This window comes from Leisingera sp. ABD4_442 (genome assembly GCF_056160905.1).
The window spans coordinates 162,281-180,487 of record NZ_JBSWYB010000006.1 but is presented as its reverse complement, the minus strand read 5'-3'; the positions used below and the strand labels follow the sequence as shown (position 1 = coordinate 180,487).

The following is an 18,207-nucleotide window of genomic DNA, read 5'->3' as shown; positions in this document are numbered from 1 at the left end:
TGGGTCTCGGGAAGGGTTTCAATGTCCTTAGGCTGTTCACCATTTTCACGCAAGCGCCTTGGTCCCGGCTGCCGGAAATGAAACGCAGACTGTGTCAGGCTGTCCGCCGTTCCGCCAGGACTGCAGCATCAAAGGCTCTCAGCACAGGAAATTTGGGCTGGCGGTGTTCCGGCAGATTGGCCGCGCCCATGGGTGCCAGCAGGCTGGCTGCCAGCCGTTCGGGATCACGGCGCAGGCGGCCCAGGAACAGGCTTTCTGTCATGGCTCCGGCTGCCAGAATCGGCTCGTGGTCCGGCAGAACCGCTTGCCGGTAGGTGCGCAGCCGCCCGCAGGCCTCTTCCTTGACCGCGGTGCCTGTACCTACCAGGTTTCCGGCTGGCACCAGAACCGAAGGCTGGCCGAACAGGTATTCCACCTCCGAACCGGAAAGCACCAGCCGCTGGAAGGGGGCCACCAGAATATCCTGCAGCAGGCCGAAATAGGGCGCCCTGAGCCGAACCGGCGCAAAGGAGCCAAGGCTTGGAACCTGGCGCTCTGCCATGTGCAGAACCGGCACTGCGTCCCCTCCGCTGGAGAGGACCAGATCGCCGCGCTGGAGACTGCCAAGCGGCTGATAGCCACCCGGTGTGGCAATTGGGGTGCAGGGAAGAAGCGCGGGAGCCGGCCCGGCGGGTTCTAAGGAGCTGGACAGCGCCATGAACTCCACCGACGGCGCCGCATAGCTCAGCGGTCCGGTTAGTGCCAGCAGATCCCGCAGCCGCCAGGGTTTCGGATTGCGCAGTGCAGCGAGCTGCATATGGCCGCCGTCCGGCCGCTCCAATGTCAGACGCCCTTTCCGTGCCGGGGCATCCCACGCATAGGCAAGCCGCAACTTGCCCGTGCGGCCCAGGCTCGTCGGGTTGAGCGCCTGATGCAACACAGAGCCGCCCTGCTCCAAAACAAAGCTCAATCCCCCGCCAGGCACAGCCTGCAACGCCAGCCGAAGCGGCCATAGACCGTCCTGAGAGTACAACAGCAGCGGTTCCGGACGGGATATTTCCGGCAGATGAAACTCCAGCATCAAGGTACCGCGCACCAGCAGACAGTCTCCGTCTGCTATCCCGTCTCCGGCAAGCACCCGGGTGTCATTCCAGCTGTGCTTGCTGCTGGAGACGGCAAACCAGGGCATGAAGTCAGGCCGCCTGGGTCGCGGCCAGCAACCGGCCTTCATAAGCTTTGAGAGCGGGGCGGGCGGCCGCACTATAGCCTGTGCCGGTCTCGGGATCGAGTTCAGGGAACAGGGTGCAGATCTCCTCCGCCACGGGCCGTTCAAACAGGGTGAGGATCTGCGGGCCGGGCAGAAAGCTTTCGGTTGCCAGCCCTTCGGAATAAATCACCTGGTGGCGATCGAACATCAGATGCACATAGGTCACTTCGCCGCCCGGGCAGCGGGACACGCTGCGGCCGTTGACCAGATCCTTGGCTGCCACCAGCACCTCTTCCTCGCCAAAGAACAGCTCGGCATGGGCACCGCGCACCAGCACCCGGTGCTGCGGCGAAACCAGAAGCTCGCCATGATCGCCAAAGGCGCCCGCGGCAATGCGGACCGGAGCAAAATCTCCTTCAGCCGCAACCGACCGCCCGCCGCTCCAGCAGAGCGGCTGGGCGCCATCGTCACGGGTTTCCACCAGATCGCCCGGCATCAGCTGCTCGACCGGAACCTCGCCATAGGGCGTGCGGATCCTTGTGCCGGCCACAAAACAAGGAATGGAGCTGGCGTTAACAAAACCAACATCGGAGTTGGCGCCATTGGTCACCTCGTAGGTGAAGTTGAAATCCTCGACATCGCCATCGCCGACCAGGGTCAGAGTGCCGTCAGCGTTCAGCTGCACCTCCTGGCCGGTGTTCAGCGTCACCACGGACCCGGCCGTCACCACGGTACCATTAATATGGGTGATGGTCAGGCTGCCGCCCGAGTTATTCACATCATTGGCCAGCACGTCGATGGTCTTGCTGCTGTCCGGCGCCACAAAGACATTGTCTGTCATTGCCACCAGATCGGTCTGAACAGAGTCGGCAGCAATCAGCAGGTTACTGTCGTAGCGGCTGTCGCTCACATCCGCGATACCAATGCGGATATCGTTCACCTCGCCCGGGTTGACGTTCATCGTCAGGGTCATGGTGATGGTGAACCCGTCCATCTCGGTGTTGAAATCATCACCCGCGTTGTCGACGTAGAGGTTCTCGTTAATCGAAGAACTGATGTTGCTGGGGTTGGCCTGGCCGTTGCCGACCTCCAGAAGCACCTGCTCGCCGTTGACCCAAACCGCCACCACGTCCTGGTAGACCGAGTTCTGGAATTCCGGAAACTCCTCGGAGGAGAAGACGAATTGCATCGTCATCACATCCGAATCGGGGATGAAGCTCACATCCAGATAGGAGGCGTCGTAGGTGCTGGCGCCCGCCGCGGCGTTGAAATCCGCATTGTTGCTTTCGCCCGGCGTATTGGTCGAGGTCTGGGTGGAGCGGTTGGGATCGCCGTTGGAGCGGGTGAAATGGCTGGCGCGCCCGGTGGACAGGATCACGCCGCTGTCGCTGGGGGTGACGCCGGGTGCCAGCGCATCGCCGCCTGAATAAATCGCCGACGACTGGCTCCAGCCCGAGTAGGAAGCAGCGGTAACGGTGGCCCCGTCGCCGAAAATGGTCTGCGCCATCTGCACCGCAGAGGCGTTTGTCTGATAATTAAGCTCGGCGCCTGTTGCCATGATTTGCCCACCCCTTGCCTGTCAGAGGCCGGACAAACGAGACGCGCAGGCTTGGTGCCTGCTGCTGGATCACAGAGGGGCAGCGGCGTTGCGCTGCCTGGTTCCGGGTGGCCTTTTTGCAGCCTGTTATGCTCGTTTGGATGCCCTGCCTCGGGTCATTTATTAACGATGTCTTAACACGGTCTACGCCTGCGAGTCAGCCACACCCGGTTTCCGCTGCGAAACCGCTGCTTTTACGCCACATTTGCGGCGCCTGCCTGCCGCAGCGTTGAATTGCGCCCTGGCCCAAACCGCGTTAGCCATGGCGGACCGGAATTTCAGGAGCCTATCCATGCCGCAGACCGATCCCGCCCGCCTGACTGCAGACCTGATCCGCTGCCCCTCGGTGACGCCTGAAGAAGGCGGCGCGCTGGTGCTGCTGGAAAAATTCTTGAGCGAAGCCGGTTTTGAATGCGCCCGCACTGACCGCGGCGAGGTCTCCAACTTGTTCGCCCGCTGGGGCGCCAAGGGCCACGCCAAAACATTTGGCTTCAACGGCCATACCGACGTGGTGCCGCTGGGGGATGCGGCTGCCTGGACCATGCCGCCCTTTGGTGCTGAGGAGAAGGACGGTTTCATGTACGGGCGCGGTGCCACCGACATGAAATCGGGGGTGGCTGCGTTCGCCGCCGCCGCTGTGGACTTCGTCAAGGCCACGCCCCCGGACGGCGCCATCATTCTCACCATCACCGGCGACGAGGAAGGCCCTGCGGTGGACGGCACCACCGCATTGCTGGACTACATGGACCGGGAAGGCGAGCAGATGTCGGTCTGCCTGGTGGGCGAGCCCACCTGCCCCAACGAGATGGGCGAGATGATCAAGATCGGCCGCCGCGGCTCAATGACTGCCTGGTTCACGGTGACCGGTGTGCAGGGGCACTCCGCCTATCCGCACCGTGCCAACAACCCGCTGAACGCCATGGCGCGGCTGATGGACCGGCTGGCCACTCGTGAGCTGGACCAAGGGACCGAGCATTTCGATGCTTCAACCCTGGCCGTCGTCACCATCGACACCGGCAATACCGCCACCAACGTGATCCCGGCGCAGGCGACATCCACCGTCAACATCCGCTTCAACGACGCCCATACAGGTGCCGGCCTGACCGGTTGGCTGCAGGGCGAAGCGGACAAGGTGGCAGCGGAATTCGGCCTTGAAATCGGGATGAAGGTGAAAATCTCTGGCGAAAGCTTTATCACCCCGCCCGGCGCGCTGTCGGATCTGATTTCAAAGGCGGTCGAAGCCGAAACCGGCCGCAAGCCGGAACTGTCCACCACAGGCGGCACCTCGGATGCGCGGTTCGTCAAAAACCACTGCCCGGTGGTGGAATTCGGTCTTGTCGGCAAAACCATGCATCAGGTGGACGAGCGGGTCGAGGTCGCGCAGATCCATCAGCTGAAGGCTATCTACACCCGCATTTTGCAGGACTATTTCGCCGATGCGTGATTTCACGTGAAACGTACCCTGATCATCATGGTCAAAGAGCCGCGCCCCGGCCGGGTCAAAACCCGTCTGGGCCGGGACATCGGCGTAATCCCGGCGACCTGGTGGTTCCGTCATCAGTCCGCCCGGATGATCCGGTCCCTGCGGGATCCGCGCTGGCAAATTGTGCTGGCGGTGGCACCGGACCGGGCTGCCGCTTCAAAGGTCTGGCCCGCTGATTTACTCCGCCTGCCGCAAGGCGGCGGTGATTTGGGAGAACGGATGAAGCGGATGCTGCGGGCCGCTCCTGGGCCTGCCTGCCTGATCGGCGCCGACATCCCCGGCATTACCCGGGCCCATATCGCCCGCGCGTTTGCAGCTCTTGGCCACCGTGATGCAGTTTTCGGCCCGGCAGCAGATGGCGGCTATTGGCTGGTGGGGGCCAAACACCCCGCCCGCCTGCCCTGCAACATGTTTGAAAATGTCCGCTGGTCCAGCGAACATGCGCTGGCCGATACGCTGAACACCCTGCCCGGCTGGCGCATTGCGCTCACCGATACCCTGCGGGATGTCGACACCGCCGCAGATCTGCCGCAGCACTGACCCCGCTCTTTTCACCATGACGCCGCCCCCGCGCCATGCTACGCGGGAAGTATGAGCCGCATTCCCTCCAAGGCCGAAATCCTCGACTGGATTTCCGCCAACCCGACCCACACCTCCAAGCGCGACATTGCCAAGGCTTTTGGCATCAAGGGCGCCGACCGCATCGACCTCAAGCGCATCCTGAAGGAGCTGGAGGCCGAAGGGCATTTGCAGAAGCGCAAGAAAACCTACCGTGACCCGGACCAACTGCCGCCGGTGACGGTCCTGCAGGTGAAGGCACCCAACGAGGACGGTGATCTGTACGGGCGTCCCCTGGAATGGCACGGCGAGGGTGTGGAGCCGATTATCCTGATCCTGACCAAACCTTCGGACCCGGCACTGGGAGAGGGCGACAAGATCCTGGTGAAGCTGCAGATGGTTCCGGATCAGGACCACAATTACGAGGCCCGCCTGATCCGCCGGATCGGAACCAACCCAAAGCGGGTTCTGGGTATCTTCCGCAAAGGGTCAGAGGGCGGGCGGATCGTACCGATCGACAAGGCCGCGTCGAATGAGTGGATGGTGGCGCCAGACGCGGTCAATGGCGCCCGCGACGGCGAACTGGTCGAGGCTGAACAGGCCGGTCCCAAGGGCCGCATGGGCCTGCCGCGCGCACGCATCGCGGAGCGGCTAGGCGACCCGACGGCGCCCAAGGCGGTGTCGCTGATTGCCATTCACCAGCATGGCATTCCCGACCATTTCCCCGATCCGGTGATGGCAGAGGCCGATGCCGCCAAGCCCGTGGGCCTGAAGGGCCGCGAGGATCTGCGGGAACTGCCGCTGGTCACGATCGACCCGGCGGATGCGCGCGATCATGACGACGCGTGTTATGCCCACGCCGACGACGACCCGAAGAACCCGGGCGGTCATGTGGTATGGGTAGCAATTGCCGACGTCGCCGCCTATGTGCGCCCTGGTTCAGCACTGGACCGGGAGGCGCGTAAGCGCGGCAACTCCAGCTATTTCCCCGACCGGGTGGTGCCGATGCTGCCGGACCGGCTGTCAGGCGACCTGTGCTCCTTGCACGAAGGCGTGCCGCGGGCCTGTGTCGCGGTGCGGATGCAGGTGGATGCCGAGGGCAATAAGATTGCCCACAAATTCGTGCGCGGGCTGATGCAGTCTGCTGCTTCACTCAATTACGCCGAGGTGCAGGAGGCGCAGGACGGCAATGCGAACGACAAGACCGCGCCGCTGCTGGATGATGTCATCAAGCCGTTGTTTGCTGCATATGAGGCTCTGACAAAGGCAAGAGCTGCGCGCGAGCCCCTGGATTTGGACCTGCCGGAACGCAAGATCGTGCTGGATGAGGATGGCAACGTGACCTCTGTTGCCTTCCGTGACCGGCTGGACGCGCACAAGCTGATCGAGGAGTTCATGATCCTCGCCAATGTGGCCGCAGCTGAAACGCTGATCAAGAAACGCTCTCCGCTGTTGTTCCGGGTGCATGAGGAACCGGCGCAGGAGAAGCTGGAAAGCTTGCGCGAGACCGCACAGGCTGCGGGCCTCAGCCTGGCCAAGGGGCAGGTGCTGCAGACCCGGCATCTGAATGCGCTGCTGAACCAGGCTGCGGGCACGGATGATGCAGAGCTGATCAACATCTCCACCCTGCGCTCAATGCAGCAGGCCTACTACAATCCGGAGAACTTCGGGCATTTCGGCCTGGCGCTTCGGAATTATGCGCATTTCACCTCACCGATCCGCCGCTATGCCGACCTGATCGTGCACCGCTCGCTGATCTCCTCGCACGGCTGGGGGGATGACGGGCTGGATGAGACTCAGATCGAGCGGCTGGAAGACACTGCCACCCATATCTCCGACACCGAGCGGCGCTCGATGATTGCGGAGCGCGACACCACGGACCGCTATCTGGCCTCCTACCTCAGCGAGCGGGTGGGCAATGAATTCGAAGGCAGGATCAGCGGCATCGCCCGCTTTGGCGCCTTTGTAAAGCTGGACGAAACGGGCGCCGACGGGCTGGTGCCGGTGCGCTCCATCGGGCGGGAGTTCTTCCATTTTGACGCCCAGTCGGGGACGCTGACCGGGGCGGATACCGGACTGACCCTCGCCATCGGCCAGCGGGTGACAGTGCGGCTGACCCAGGCGGCACCTGTCACCGGCGGGCTGGAGCTGGAGCTGCTGGCGCTGGAAGAGGTTCCGATGCCCGCTGGCGGAAGCTCCCGGGGCCGTCGCAGCCCGGCAGGCAGGACCGTAAAACGCAAGGCTGCAAAGTCCAAGCACAAGGCAGCAAAGGTAAAGCGTAAAGTAGAACGCAAACGGCGGAAATGAGCGGCGCCCCATGGGGCAGGCCACGAATTTGTCAGGTTAGAACCTGTAAAGGGGGGCGCTTGCGATATGTCAGCGCCCTGTTGATCAGCCAGCCATGGCGGAGCGGCTCAACTTCCTTGGGGTGATCGAACAGAACAGCCCGGGTTCCATCAAACCGGTCCCAGGCTGGGAACGCTGCTGAGAACTCCGGGATCAGGCGGCTTTGGCAATGCACGTAAAGCGCGAAGCGAGCCTTCTTTGCCAACCCAAGGCGGATGGTGGATCCCATCTTTGTTTCTGCCGTGACATAAGACGGCTGACCCCATCGCAGCACTTCCTCAACCCGTCCGGGCAACGGGTTCTGCGCGGCTGTGTCAAAGATGAGCTGGCGCAGTACCAGCAAACCTTCGCGCGCCAGAGCGTCGTGAACGTCGAACGCAGCCTTGATCTGTTCACTGGAAAAGGGAGGGTGCATGCGGGGTCCTGACCTTGGGTTTGTCAGCAGGTTAACGCATACTGATGACAGAAAACGTCACCATGAGGCGCAATACTGCAGTATGACCAGAACCCATCGCCTGTTCCAGCTGATGCAAGCACTGCGCCTGGGGCCCGGCCCCCATACTGCGGCACGGCTGGGCGGGGAATTGGGGGTATCAGCCCGCAGCATCCACCGCGACATTGCCACCCTGCGGGAGATGGGCGCCGTGATAGATGGCGAGGCCGGCTATGGGTTCACCCTGATCGAGGACAATGCACTGCCGCCTATGGGCTTTCGCGACACCGAGCTGGAAGCCCTGGTGCTGGGGCTGCGTGAGGTGGAGCAAATCGGCGATCCCGAACTGGCGGACGCCGCTTCTGAAGCGCTGCGCAAATTGCAAGCCCGGCTGCCCCCGCGCCAGGCACATCGTCTGCGCCATGCCGTGCTTGCGCCATACCGTTTTGCAAAACCTGTTCCTCCGGCCATTTCGGCGCAGCAGCTTCGGCAAGCCGCCTGGGACGAAGTCGAAGTACGGTTCGGCTATACCGATGGTCAAGGGGCGGTCACAGAAAGGCAGGTTAAACCGCTGAGCGTTGTCTATTTCGACCGCTCCACTGTGCTGATAGCGTGGTGCTGCCTGCGGGAAGCGGTGCGGGTGTTCCGGCTGGACAGGATGCGGAATCTGCATGTAACAGGCCAAAGCTTCCGCCCGCACCGGGTGCCCATGTTGCGGGCGGCTCTGGAGCATCTGCGCGCAGAAAGGCAAGCGGAGGACCGCGCGCCCGGAGACTGTGCCCTTTACCGGGGCCAGGCTGCGGATAGACTAAGCGGGAGCAGTGAATAACGAGGTGTATCATGCGCAGATGGGTTGCGGCGTCTTTGCTGGCAGGAGCGGCCATGGCGGCGGAGGCTGCCCCCGACAGTTCGTTGAGGCCTGCGCAGCGGCCTGGGCTGCCAGAGCAAGAAACAAAAAGGCTCCCCTATGAACTGGCAGCAGCAACAGCCCTTAGACCCGCGGCAAGACCGGCAGCAATTCAGAGCGAACACATGCAGCCGGCCGCAGCGGAACTGAACTTCCAAGGCTGGATTTCCAGCTTCAAGACACGTGCTTTGGAACAGGGCATCAGCGCAGCCGTTTTGGACAGTGCCTTTACTGGTGTGAATTATGACCCTGAGGTCATCCGCCGGGACCGCAACCAGTCTGAGTTCACCAAGACTATTTGGGAGTACCTGGACAGCGCAGCCTCCAGCCTGCGGGTCAAGAACGGCAAAGCGGCGATGCGCAGTCAGCAGGCACGCCTGGCCAGGATTGAGGCTGAATTCGGTGTCGAGAAAGAGATCGTTGTCGCAATCTGGGGCCTGGAAAGCAGCTTCGGCGCATTTCGGGGCAAGATGGATGTGATCCGCTCCTTGGCAACGCTGGCCTTTGACGGACGGCGCGGCGCGTTCTTTGAGGCGCAGCTGGTTGCCGCATTGAAGATCCTGCAGGCAGGTGATGTTGCCGCACGCAATATGACGGGCAGCTGGGCCGGCGCTATGGGGCATACCCAGTTCATTCCGACCTCCTATCTGGATTACGCAGTGGATTTCACCGGCGACGGGAAGCGCGACATCTGGTCCGACAACCCGGCGGATGCGCTGGCCTCGACCGCGGCGTACCTGAAGCAGTTCGGCTGGGTGAAGGGCCAGCCCTGGGGCGTAGAGGTGACCCTGCCCGAGGGATTCGACTATACCCTGGCGGACCGTGACATCGAAAGGCGGCCCTCGGAATGGGCGGCACTTGGCATCAAGGGGCTGGACGGGCGTGCAGTCGGCGATCATGGGAAGGCGTCGATCCTGCTTCCCGCAGGCAGTGAAGGCGCGGCTTTTATGATCTTTGGCAACTTCGCGGTGCTGGAGCGGTACAACACCGCCGATGCTTATGTGATTGGGGTTGGGCATCTGGCGGACCGGATTAGTGGCGGTTCGGAAATCAAAGCGGCATGGCCGCGAGGCGACCGGGCGCTGACCCTGGCTGAGCGGGAGGAGTTGCAGGAGCGGCTGACCCGGGCCGGCTTTGACACCGAAGGGATTGACGGCAAGATCGGGCCAAAGACCATTGGAGCGGTGCGCGCCTACCAAGTGGCGAAAGGGCTGACGCCGGATGGCTATGCCTCGCCGCGGCTGCTGGAAGGGCTGAGATAGGCGGGAGGGGACCCGCCCCCCCTTGGCCTGCCGGCCAATTCACCCCCGGGATATTTTTGGCCAGATGAACAAAGGAAAGGCCCCGCAGTGCGGGGCCTTTGGTGTTTCAAGGTCTGGCAAGACGATCAGCTCGGCGACATGCCGCGCAGGCGCTCGGAGCGGCGGCGCAGCATTTCCACCGTGGCCAGCAGCATGATGGAGATCGCCACCAGGATCGTCGCAACCGCCAGGATGGTGGGCGAGATCTGCTCGCGCAGGCCGGTGAACATCTGCCACGGCAGCGTCCGCTGGCCGGCTGAGCCGACAAACAGCACCACCACAACCTCGTCGAAGGAGGTGATGAAGGCAAACAGGCCGCCGGAGATCACGCCCGGCATGATCAGCGGCATCTGGATCCGGAAGAAGGTTGTCACCGGATCGGCGCCCATATTGGCCGCGGCGCGGGTCAGCGAGCGGTCGAAACCGACCAGCGTTGCTGTCACCGTGATGATCACAAAGGGAATGCCCAGCGCGGCATGGGCCAGCACCACGCCCATGTATGTCCCCTGCAGGCCGATACGGCTGTAGAAGAAATACATACCGGCCGCGGAGATGATCAGCGGCACGATCATCGGCGAGATCAGGATCGCCATGATCGCCCGGCGGAACGGCACATGCGGCTGGCTGAGGCCGATGGCGGCCAGGGTGCCGAAGGTGACCGAGACGATGGTGGCCATCGGCGCGATCTTCAGCGAGTTCCACATTGAGGTCTGCCAGGAATCATCGCCGAAGAAGTTCCGGTAATGCTTGAGCGAGAAGCCCTCGGGATCCAGCCGCAGCATCTCCGGCGTGAAGGTGAAGAAGTCCTGCGCATTAAAGCTGAGTGGAATGATCACCACGATCGGTGCGATCAGGAAGAAGAAGATCAACCCGCAGATCACCCGGAAGGAGTAGTACCAGGCCCGCTGGCCGGTGGTTGCATAAGGAGGAAGTGCGCTCATGTCCGTTACCCCAGCTTCACGTTGTCGATGCCGACGATCTTGTCATAGACCCAGTAGAGCAGCAGGACGACCGCCAGCAGGATTGCACCCAGTGCCGCGCCCAGGCCCCAGTTGCCCGAGGTCGAGATATGGTAGGCAATCAGATTGGAGATGAAAGTGCCCTTGGTACCGCCGACCAACGCCGGGGTGATATAGTAGCCCACCGCCAGGATGAAGACCAGAATCGAACCCGCGCCAATGCCCGGCACCGATTGCGGGAAATAGACCCGCCAGAAGGCTGTCCAATTGGTGGCGCCCAGCGACTTGGCGGCGCGCAGGTAGGACGGGTTGATGGTCTGCATCACCGAATACATCGGCAGGATCATGAAGGGCAGCAGGATGTGAGTCATCGCGATGATGGTGCCCAGTTCATTGTTGATCAGCACCAATCGGTTGGCGTCATCCACCAGCCCGATCCAGACCAGTGTGTCGTTGATCACCCCCTGCTGCTGCAGCAGGATTTTCCAGGCCGAAGTTCGCACCAGGAGCGAGGTCCAGAACGGCAGCAATACCAGGATCAGCAACAGATTTGCCTTGCTAGCAGGCAGATTGGCCAGCAGCCAGGCCACTGGGTAGCCCAAAAGGATACAGCTGAAAGTGATGATCAGCGACATCCGCATGGTGCGGATCAGCAGCGTGTTGTAGATCCGTTCGTTTTCCGGGCGGACTTCGGCACCGTCCGCACCCAGTTTCATGTCCACCGCGTTGAGGAAATAGCCTGTGGTGCGGATGCCGGAATAAGTCTTGATGGTTTTCCAAAGCTCAACATCCGCCCAGCCGTCGTTCAGCTCGATCAGCTTGTCGCGGTAAGGGCCGTCGTTTTCGACATCCCATTTCCTGACCTTGCGGCCGGACTTGCGGAACACCGAAGCGATACCGGGATTTTCATAGTTCAGACGTTTGGCCACCTTGGTATGGGTCTTGGCATTGGCGGCGTCCTTCAGGTCCGCTGCCAGAGCGGCAAAGGCCGCTTCATCGGGCAGCTGGTTCGACCCGGGATCCCAGTCTTCAAGCGCCGCAACCGTGCGCGGCAGCACGTCCTGGACGATGCGGTTGTCCACCGACCGGTACAGCATGTCGGCAACCGGCAGGATGAAGGTCAGCAGGATGAACAGCAACAGCGGTGCAATCAGCAGCAGCGCCCTCAGCTTCTGCATCCGCAGCGCCCGCGCCAGGCTGCGCTTGAGCGGCGTGCCGTCCGCTGCCAGCATCGGGCCGGATTGGCTAATATCAGTCATGGGATTCCCCGTCGGGTCTTTTATTTTGTGGGGCGGGGGCCTGCGGCTTGGCGGCCCCCGCCGGGCCTTTCGCGTTACGGAAAGGTCAGATTACTTAGCCAGCCACGCCTGGAACTTGGCGTCCAGATCATCGCGGTTGTCTGCCCACCATTCGTAGTCATAGACGTGGACGTTGGCGGCGTTGGCCGGGTCGGTCGGCATGTGCGGTGCCATGTCGATGCCCAGTTCGGCGTGCTTGCCGACCAGCGGCGCCGAGGAGGCACGGGCCGGGCCATAGGAGATATAAGCAGCCTGGTCAGCCAGACGCTGGGTGTCGGTCGCGAACTTCAGGAAGTCCAGCACGCGCGCCTTCCGGTCTGCAGGCAGGCCTGCCGGAATCACCCAGCCGTCCAGATCGAAGGACTGCATGTCCCAGAGCATGCCGATCGGCTGGTTCTGTTCAGCAATCGCCGAGAACAGGCGGCCGTTGAAGGTCGAGCCCATCACAACTTCGCCGTCCGCCAGCAACTGCGGAGTTTCCGCGCCGGCGGTCCACCAGACCACATCGTCCTTGATGGTGTCGAGCTTGGCCAGGGCGCGCGCAACGCCTTCGTCGGTGCCCAGGACGTCGTAAAGCTCATCCTTGGCCACGCCGTCGCAATAGAGCGCCCATTCCATGTTGTCGATCGGACGGCGCTGCAACGAACGCTTGCCCGGGTATTTCTCGGTGTCGAAGATCGCGCAGACCGAGTCCGGCTGGTCGATCAGATCGGTGCGGTAGCCGAAGGTGGTCGAGTAAACGATCTGCGGCACAAAGCAGTCGCTGACGATCAGGTCGCCGAAATCTTCGCTGGCGGAGGTGCCGTCAGGCGCTGCGGCCAGCACTTCGTCATGGTCCAGCTCTTCCGCCAGGCCTTCGTCGCACAGGCGCATGGAGTCGGAAGCCACGGCATCAACCAGGTCCCAAGTCACATTGCCGGCTTCGTTCATGGCGCGGATCTTGGCCACGGCTTCGGCCGAGCTTTCGTCCCAGATGACTTTGACGCCGGGGTTGGCGGCCAGATAGGGCTCAACATAGGCCTTGTGCTGGCTGGCCTGATACGCACCGCCCCAGGATACCAGGGTCAGCTCATTGGCCATTTCCTCGGCAAAAGCCGACGGGGCGCAAAGGGCGGTGGTCACCGCCAATGCAGACAGTTTGCTGAGTTTCATAAAGAGTCTCTCCTTGTTGAATTCACAAAAGTGAGGCCCCCGGTCGTTCTTCTGCCGGGGGTTCGTCGCGCGGGGATCAAGCGTCCAGCGCGCGGCAGTCTTCCGGCAGCCAGCCGATTTCGATCTGCTGACCGGGCTGAAGACGGACCTGGTCCGGGGCGTTCCGGGTCTTGATGATGAATTCATCGTTTCCGGCCACCCGCAGACGAGTGCGGAAGATGTCACCCATATAGATGAACTCCAGCACTTCCGCCTTGAGCGTGTGGACACCTTCCTGCAGGCGTTCCTTATTATATTCCACCCGTTCCGGGCGGATTGACACACGGGTGCGCTCGCCAGGGCGGGAGACGTTGACAGGCTTGCAGTCGATCAGCTCACCATCGTCCAGCTGCACCAGGGCGACGCCGTTGTTAATTTCCTTGACGGTGCCTTCCAGCGTGTTGTTTTCGCCGATGAACTGGGCAACGAAGCTGTTTTCCGGGCTTTCGTAGAGCTGATCCGGCGGCGCAATCTGCTGGATGCGGCCGTCGTCGAACACGGCAACACGGTCCGACATGGTCAGCGCTTCGGTCTGATCGTGGGTCACATAGACCACGGTAATGCCCAGACGGTGCGCCAGGTGGGTGATCTCGAACTGCATCTTTTCGCGCAGCTGCTTGTCAAGCGCGCCCAGAGGCTCGTCCATCAGAACCAGTTCCGGTTCGAACACCAGCGCCCGGGCCAGCGCGATCCGCTGCTGCTGACCGCCCGAGAGCTGCGACGGACGGCGGCCGCCGAAGGCGCCCATTTCCACCATGTCCAGCGCCCGCTTCACCTTCTCCTCGCGCTCGGATTTGCCCATCTTGCGCACTTCCAGCGGGAAGGAGAGGTTTTCCGCAATCGTCATATGCGGAAACAGCGCGTAGTTCTGGAACACCATGCCGATGCCGCGCTTGTGCGGCGGGATATTGTTGATGGACGTGCCGTCCAAGCGGATATCGCCGTGTGTCGCGGTCTCAAAACCTGCCAGCATCATCAGGCAGGTTGTTTTGCCCGAACCGGACGGGCCTAGCATTGTCAGAAATTCACCTTTGGGCATGGTGAGGTTGAGGTCTTTGACAACGAGATTTTCGCCATCATAGCTCTTTTGGACGCGTTCGAATTCAACGAACGCATCAACGTTTGACGCATCAGCCAAAGCAGGCTCCCCGTAGTTTTGTCTATTCGGCAGATTTGCTCTGCACTTTTTCGAAGTTAATCACACCAACGCTACCAAGCGCTAGAGAGGAAAAAAATATTCTTTCCGTGGAGAATTTACGAAATTCATACTCCCGCCCTCTCCCCAAGCTGAAAAGAATATCCTTAACAAACACTAGTCCTGATTCTGCGTGGTATACCAGACTTTTTGCGACGCACCTCGGACGTTTTGCGCCGCCGCCTGTGCTGACCCGGTACAAAAACGACTCTTTCCGGACCCCCACCGAAGAAAATGGCCCGGCAGACTCGCCGCCGGGCCGAGTTGAGTCGGCAGGGATTAGCCCCGCATCCAGCGGCTCCGGAGAGAAACCTCAGGCGCTGTGCAGCAGGTCCTGCGCTTTCAGCTCAGCGTAGCATTCATCCAGCGACTTAGTTGCGCGCTCGATCAGCACGTCAATCTGCTCCGGCGTGATCACCAGCGGCGGCGAGATGATCATCCGGTCGCCCACATGGCGCATCACCAGGTTGTTGGCAAAGCAGCGCTCGCGGCAGATGTAGCCAACGGTGCCTGCGTCCGAGGCAAAGGCGGCGCGGGCCGCCTTGTCCGGGGTTAGAGCGATGGAGCCCATCATGCCCGCAATCTTGGCCTCCCCCACCAGCGGGTGGTCGGTCAGCGCCTCCCATTTCTCTTTCAGATACGGCGCTGCCACGTCACGCACATGGGCCAGGATGTTCTCCTCTTCCATTATGCGCAGGTTCTCCAGTGCCACGGCAGCTGCCACCGGGTGGCCGGAATAGGTGTAGCCGTGGTTAAATTCGTCGCTTGCGATCACCGAAGCAATCTCGTCGCTGACGATGGAGCCGCCGATCGGCGCGTAGCCAGAGCTGAGACCCTTGGCGATGGTCATGATGTCAGGGCGGATGTTCAGGGTTTCGCTGCCGAACCAGTTGCCGGTGCGCCCGAAGCCGCAAATAACTTCGTCGGCGATCAGCAGGATTTCGTATTTGTCGCAGATGCGCTGGATTTCCGGCCAGTAGCTGTCCGGCGGCACAATCACACCACCTGCGCCCTGTACCGGCTCGGCGATGAAGGCAGCAACACGGTCTTCGCCCAGTTCCAGGATCGCCTCTTCCAGTTCGCGGGCGCGCTGCAGACCGAATTCCTCTGCCGGCATGTCGCCGCCCTCAGCCCACCAGTTGGGCTGGTTGATGTGATGAATATCCGGGATCGGCATGCCGCCCTGGGCATGCATGCCGCTCATGCCGCCCAAGCTGCCGCTGCCGACGGAGGAGCCGTGATAAGCATTCTTGCGGCTGATGATGACGGATTTCGACGGCTTGCCCTTCAGCGCCCAGTAATGGCGCACCATGCGGATGTTGGTGTCGTTCGCCTCAGAGCCGGAGCCGGCAAAGAACACATTGTTCAGGTCACCCGGTGCCAGCTCCGCAATCTTGGCAGCCAGCGCGATGGCCGGCACGTGGGTGGTCTGGAAGAAGGTGTTGTAATAGGGCAGCTCGCGCATCTGGCGGGCGGCAACCTCAGCCAGTTCATCCCGGCCATAGCCGATGTTGACACACCACAGGCCCGCCATCGCATCCAGGATCTGGTGCCCCTCGCTGTCGGTCAGATGCACGCCGTCCGCGCGGGTGATGATGCGTGCGCCCTTCTGCGCCAGCTCGCCGTTGGCAGTGAAGGGGTGCATGTGGTGGGCGGCGTCCAGCGCCTGCAGCTCGGCTGTCGGCATGTGGTTGGTGATAACGGTCATGGGACTCGCTCCTGAGAATGACTGATTGGCATCAGAATATGATCAAATTTCCAGGAGTCAATCGAATCAGTTAGCGCCTTTCAGCCCCTCAACCACATGCTCCATGCCCTGACAGACGTCCCGTTCCATCGCCAAAGCAGCCATTTCCGGGTCATGCCGACGCAGCGCATCCAAGATGTCCTTGTGGCGGTCCGGGAAGCTTTGGGTTCCTAGCCGCCCGCTGACCACCCGCAGCGAGGGACCGAAACGCAGCCACAGGCGGTCGGCAATGTCGCTGAGAATGGGCGCGTTTGCGTATGAATAGAGCGCCGTGTGAAAGCTATAGTTTTGCACCAGGTATCCCGCCACATCACCAGTGGCAATCGCCTTATCCAACGCATTATCTATGCGCACAAGCTCTTCGATGTCCGCTGCGCCAATATGCGGCGTCGCGCGGCGTGCAAGCTCACACTCAATTGTTTTTCTTGCAAAAATCAATTCCTCCAAGTCCTGCGGCCCCAACAGGGGCACAGACACGCGGCGGTTGCCCTGAAACATCAGCGCCCCGTCCGAGATCAGCCGCCGGATCGCCTCGCGCACCGGCGTCATGCCGGCCTCCAGGGTCTCAACCAGGCCCTGGATTGTCACCGCCTGGCCAGGCACCAGTTCACCAAAAAGTATCTGCGCCCTGAGCTTTTGATAAACGATCTCATGCGCGGGCAGTTTGGCCGTGTTTTCCTGCGCCGGAGCGGCGGGCGAAGTGGTCTCTGACACCTGGGGATTTCCTCCACGATTTCGGCCAGCTTGCACCATCCTGAGCCAAGTGAAAACATAAAGAGTATTGCCGAATGCGACAAAACTTGATCAAATCCAGTCACAGCCGGACCCGGAAGCCGGCACGCACAGGGAGAATTTCATGACACTTAAAACGATGACCATGACCGCCGTCGTTGCTCTTGGCACGGCTGCCGCCGCCGCGGCGGAAGAGGTTCGCGTCTACAATTGGTCGGACTATATCGACGAAGGCCTGCTGGAGAAGTTTGAACAGGAAACTGGCATCGACCTGATCTATGATGTCTTTGACAGCAACGAGGTTCTGGAAACCAAGATGCTGGCCGGCGGCTCGGGCTATGACGTGGTGGTTCCGACAGGCTCCTTCATGGCACGCCAGATCCAGGCCGGCGCATTCCAGAAACTGGACCCGTCAAAGCTGTCGAACGCCAGCAACATGTGGGATGCAATCAAGGAACGCACTGCGCTGTATGATCCCGGCAATGAATATTCCATCAACTACATGTGGGGCACCACTGGCATCGGTGTGAATGTTGCCAAGGTGAAGGAAGCCCTGGGCGAGGATGCTCCGGTCAATTCGCTGGAGCTGGTCTTTAACCCGGCCAACATGGAAAAACTGGCCGGCTGCGGTGTTCACTTCCTGGACGCCCCGGATGAAATGATCCCGGCGGCGCTGAAGTACATCGGCGAAGACCCCAACAGCATGGACGCGGATGTAGTCGCCAAGGCTGAGCCGGTGCTGATGGCCGTGCGCCCCTACATCACCAAGTTCCACAGTTCTGAGTACATCAACGCGCTGGCCAATGGCGACATCTGCGTGGCCTTCGGCTGGTCCGGAGACATTCTGCAGGCACGCGACCGCGCAGCCGAAGCAGGCAATGGTGTCGAAATAGAATACAACGCACCCAAGGAAGGCGCGCTGATGTGGTTCGACCAGATGACCATTCCGGTCGATGCTCCAAATCCGGAAGGCGCCCACAAATTCCTGAACTTCATCATGGATGCGCAGAACATGGCGGCAGCATCCAACTACGTCTACTACGCAAACGGCAACAAAGCGTCCCAGGAATTTCTTGAAGAAGATGTGATCGGTGATCCTGCGATCTATCCGAACGAGGAAACCGTCCAGAACCTGTACATCAAGGAAGGCTACCCGCCGAAGGTTCAGCGCAAGGCCACCCGTATGTGGACTAAGGTCAAATCCGGCACTTGAGCTGCCGCATGCTGACCCGCGAGGCGTTTCACACGCCTCGCAACTCCTGACGCGCTTGGTC

At 61.6% G+C, this 18,207-nt stretch carries 14 protein-coding genes and 1 pseudogene; 6 read left to right on the top strand and 9 right to left on the bottom strand.

Annotation, left to right across the window (positions count from 1 at the left end; all coding sequences use genetic code 11):
* Nucleotides 1-94: 94 nt before the first annotated feature.
* Entirely contained in the window at nt 95-1,168 is a 1,074-nt protein-coding gene (locus ACXAHG_RS07665) for a Hint domain-containing protein (protein WP_475040251.1), read from the bottom strand.
* 4 nt (nt 1,169-1,172) lie between these two features.
* On the bottom strand, nt 1,173-2,744 hold the full coding sequence (locus ACXAHG_RS07660; RefSeq protein ID WP_475056628.1) for a Hint domain-containing protein: 1,572 nt from the start codon (nt 2,742-2,744) through the stop codon (nt 1,173-1,175).
* Between the two features lie 331 nt (nt 2,745-3,075).
* Between ACXAHG_RS07660 and dapE the strand changes: the two genes are divergently transcribed.
* From dapE to rnr, 3 genes are read left to right on the top strand one after another with little or no spacing between them, the layout of a single operon-like run.
* Nucleotides 3,076-4,227: a succinyl-diaminopimelate desuccinylase gene (gene dapE / locus ACXAHG_RS07655; RefSeq protein WP_475040249.1), complete on the top strand. Its 1,152-nt coding sequence runs from the start codon at nt 3,076-3,078 to the stop codon at nt 4,225-4,227.
* Between the two features lie 6 nt (nt 4,228-4,233).
* A complete protein-coding gene (locus ACXAHG_RS07650) occupies nt 4,234-4,806 on the top strand; it encodes a TIGR04282 family arsenosugar biosynthesis glycosyltransferase (protein ID WP_475040248.1) in 573 nt (190 codons plus the stop codon).
* Nucleotides 4,807-4,857: 51 nt separating this feature from the next.
* On the top strand, nt 4,858-7,131 hold the full coding sequence (gene rnr / locus ACXAHG_RS07645) for a ribonuclease R (RefSeq protein WP_475056626.1): 2,274 nt from the start codon (nt 4,858-4,860) through the stop codon (nt 7,129-7,131).
* A 31-nt stretch (nt 7,132-7,162) separates the two neighbouring features.
* Here the strand turns inward: rnr and ACXAHG_RS07640 are convergent, their stop codons facing one another.
* Complete coding sequence (locus tag ACXAHG_RS07640; protein WP_475040246.1) at nt 7,163-7,585, bottom strand: DUF1801 domain-containing protein; 423 nt, start codon at nt 7,583-7,585, stop codon at nt 7,163-7,165.
* A gap of 82 nt (nt 7,586-7,667) precedes the next feature.
* On the opposite strand from ACXAHG_RS07640, the gene ACXAHG_RS07635 reads away from it, so the two are divergent.
* Both ACXAHG_RS07635 and ACXAHG_RS07630 read left to right on the top strand, forming a co-directional pair.
* Nucleotides 7,668-8,432 carry a helix-turn-helix transcriptional regulator gene (locus ACXAHG_RS07635; protein ID WP_475040245.1) on the top strand — a complete coding sequence of 255 codons (765 nt, stop codon included), beginning with the start codon at nt 7,668-7,670 and terminating at the stop codon, nt 8,430-8,432.
* Nucleotides 8,433-8,443: 11 nt separating this feature from the next.
* Nucleotides 8,444-9,772: a lytic murein transglycosylase gene (locus ACXAHG_RS07630; protein ID WP_475056624.1), complete on the top strand. Its 1,329-nt coding sequence runs from the start codon at nt 8,444-8,446 to the stop codon at nt 9,770-9,772.
* A 125-nt stretch (nt 9,773-9,897) separates the two neighbouring features.
* Here ACXAHG_RS07630 and ACXAHG_RS07625 read toward each other — a convergent pair.
* The 6 genes and pseudogenes from ACXAHG_RS07625 to ACXAHG_RS07600 all read right to left on the bottom strand — a co-directional run.
* A pseudogene (locus ACXAHG_RS07625) lies at nt 9,898-10,743 on the bottom strand (ABC transporter permease); the annotation flags it as partial.
* Between the two features lie 14 nt (nt 10,744-10,757).
* A complete protein-coding gene (locus tag ACXAHG_RS07620) occupies nt 10,758-12,029 on the bottom strand; it encodes an ABC transporter permease (protein ID WP_475056623.1) in 1,272 nt (423 codons plus the stop codon).
* A 90-nt stretch (nt 12,030-12,119) separates the two neighbouring features.
* On the bottom strand, nt 12,120-13,220 hold the full coding sequence (locus ACXAHG_RS07615) for an extracellular solute-binding protein (protein ID WP_475040242.1): 1,101 nt from the start codon (nt 13,218-13,220) through the stop codon (nt 12,120-12,122).
* A 76-nt stretch (nt 13,221-13,296) separates the two neighbouring features.
* Nucleotides 13,297-14,397, bottom strand: coding sequence for an ABC transporter ATP-binding protein (locus ACXAHG_RS07610; protein WP_475040241.1), 1,101 nt, complete (start codon nt 14,395-14,397; stop codon nt 13,297-13,299).
* A 370-nt stretch (nt 14,398-14,767) separates the two neighbouring features.
* Nucleotides 14,768-16,162 (bottom strand): aspartate aminotransferase family protein, encoded by a 1,395-nt coding sequence (locus tag ACXAHG_RS07605; protein WP_475056622.1) that lies wholly within the window; start codon nt 16,160-16,162, stop codon nt 14,768-14,770.
* A gap of 66 nt (nt 16,163-16,228) precedes the next feature.
* Nucleotides 16,229-16,915: a GntR family transcriptional regulator gene (locus ACXAHG_RS07600; protein ID WP_475056621.1), complete on the bottom strand. Its 687-nt coding sequence runs from the start codon at nt 16,913-16,915 to the stop codon at nt 16,229-16,231.
* A 142-nt stretch (nt 16,916-17,057) separates the two neighbouring features.
* On the opposite strand from ACXAHG_RS07600, the gene ACXAHG_RS07595 reads away from it, so the two are divergent.
* Complete coding sequence (locus tag ACXAHG_RS07595) at nt 17,058-18,146, top strand: polyamine ABC transporter substrate-binding protein (protein ID WP_475056619.1); 1,089 nt, start codon at nt 17,058-17,060, stop codon at nt 18,144-18,146.
* The last annotated feature ends 61 nt before the right edge of the window (nt 18,147-18,207 follow it).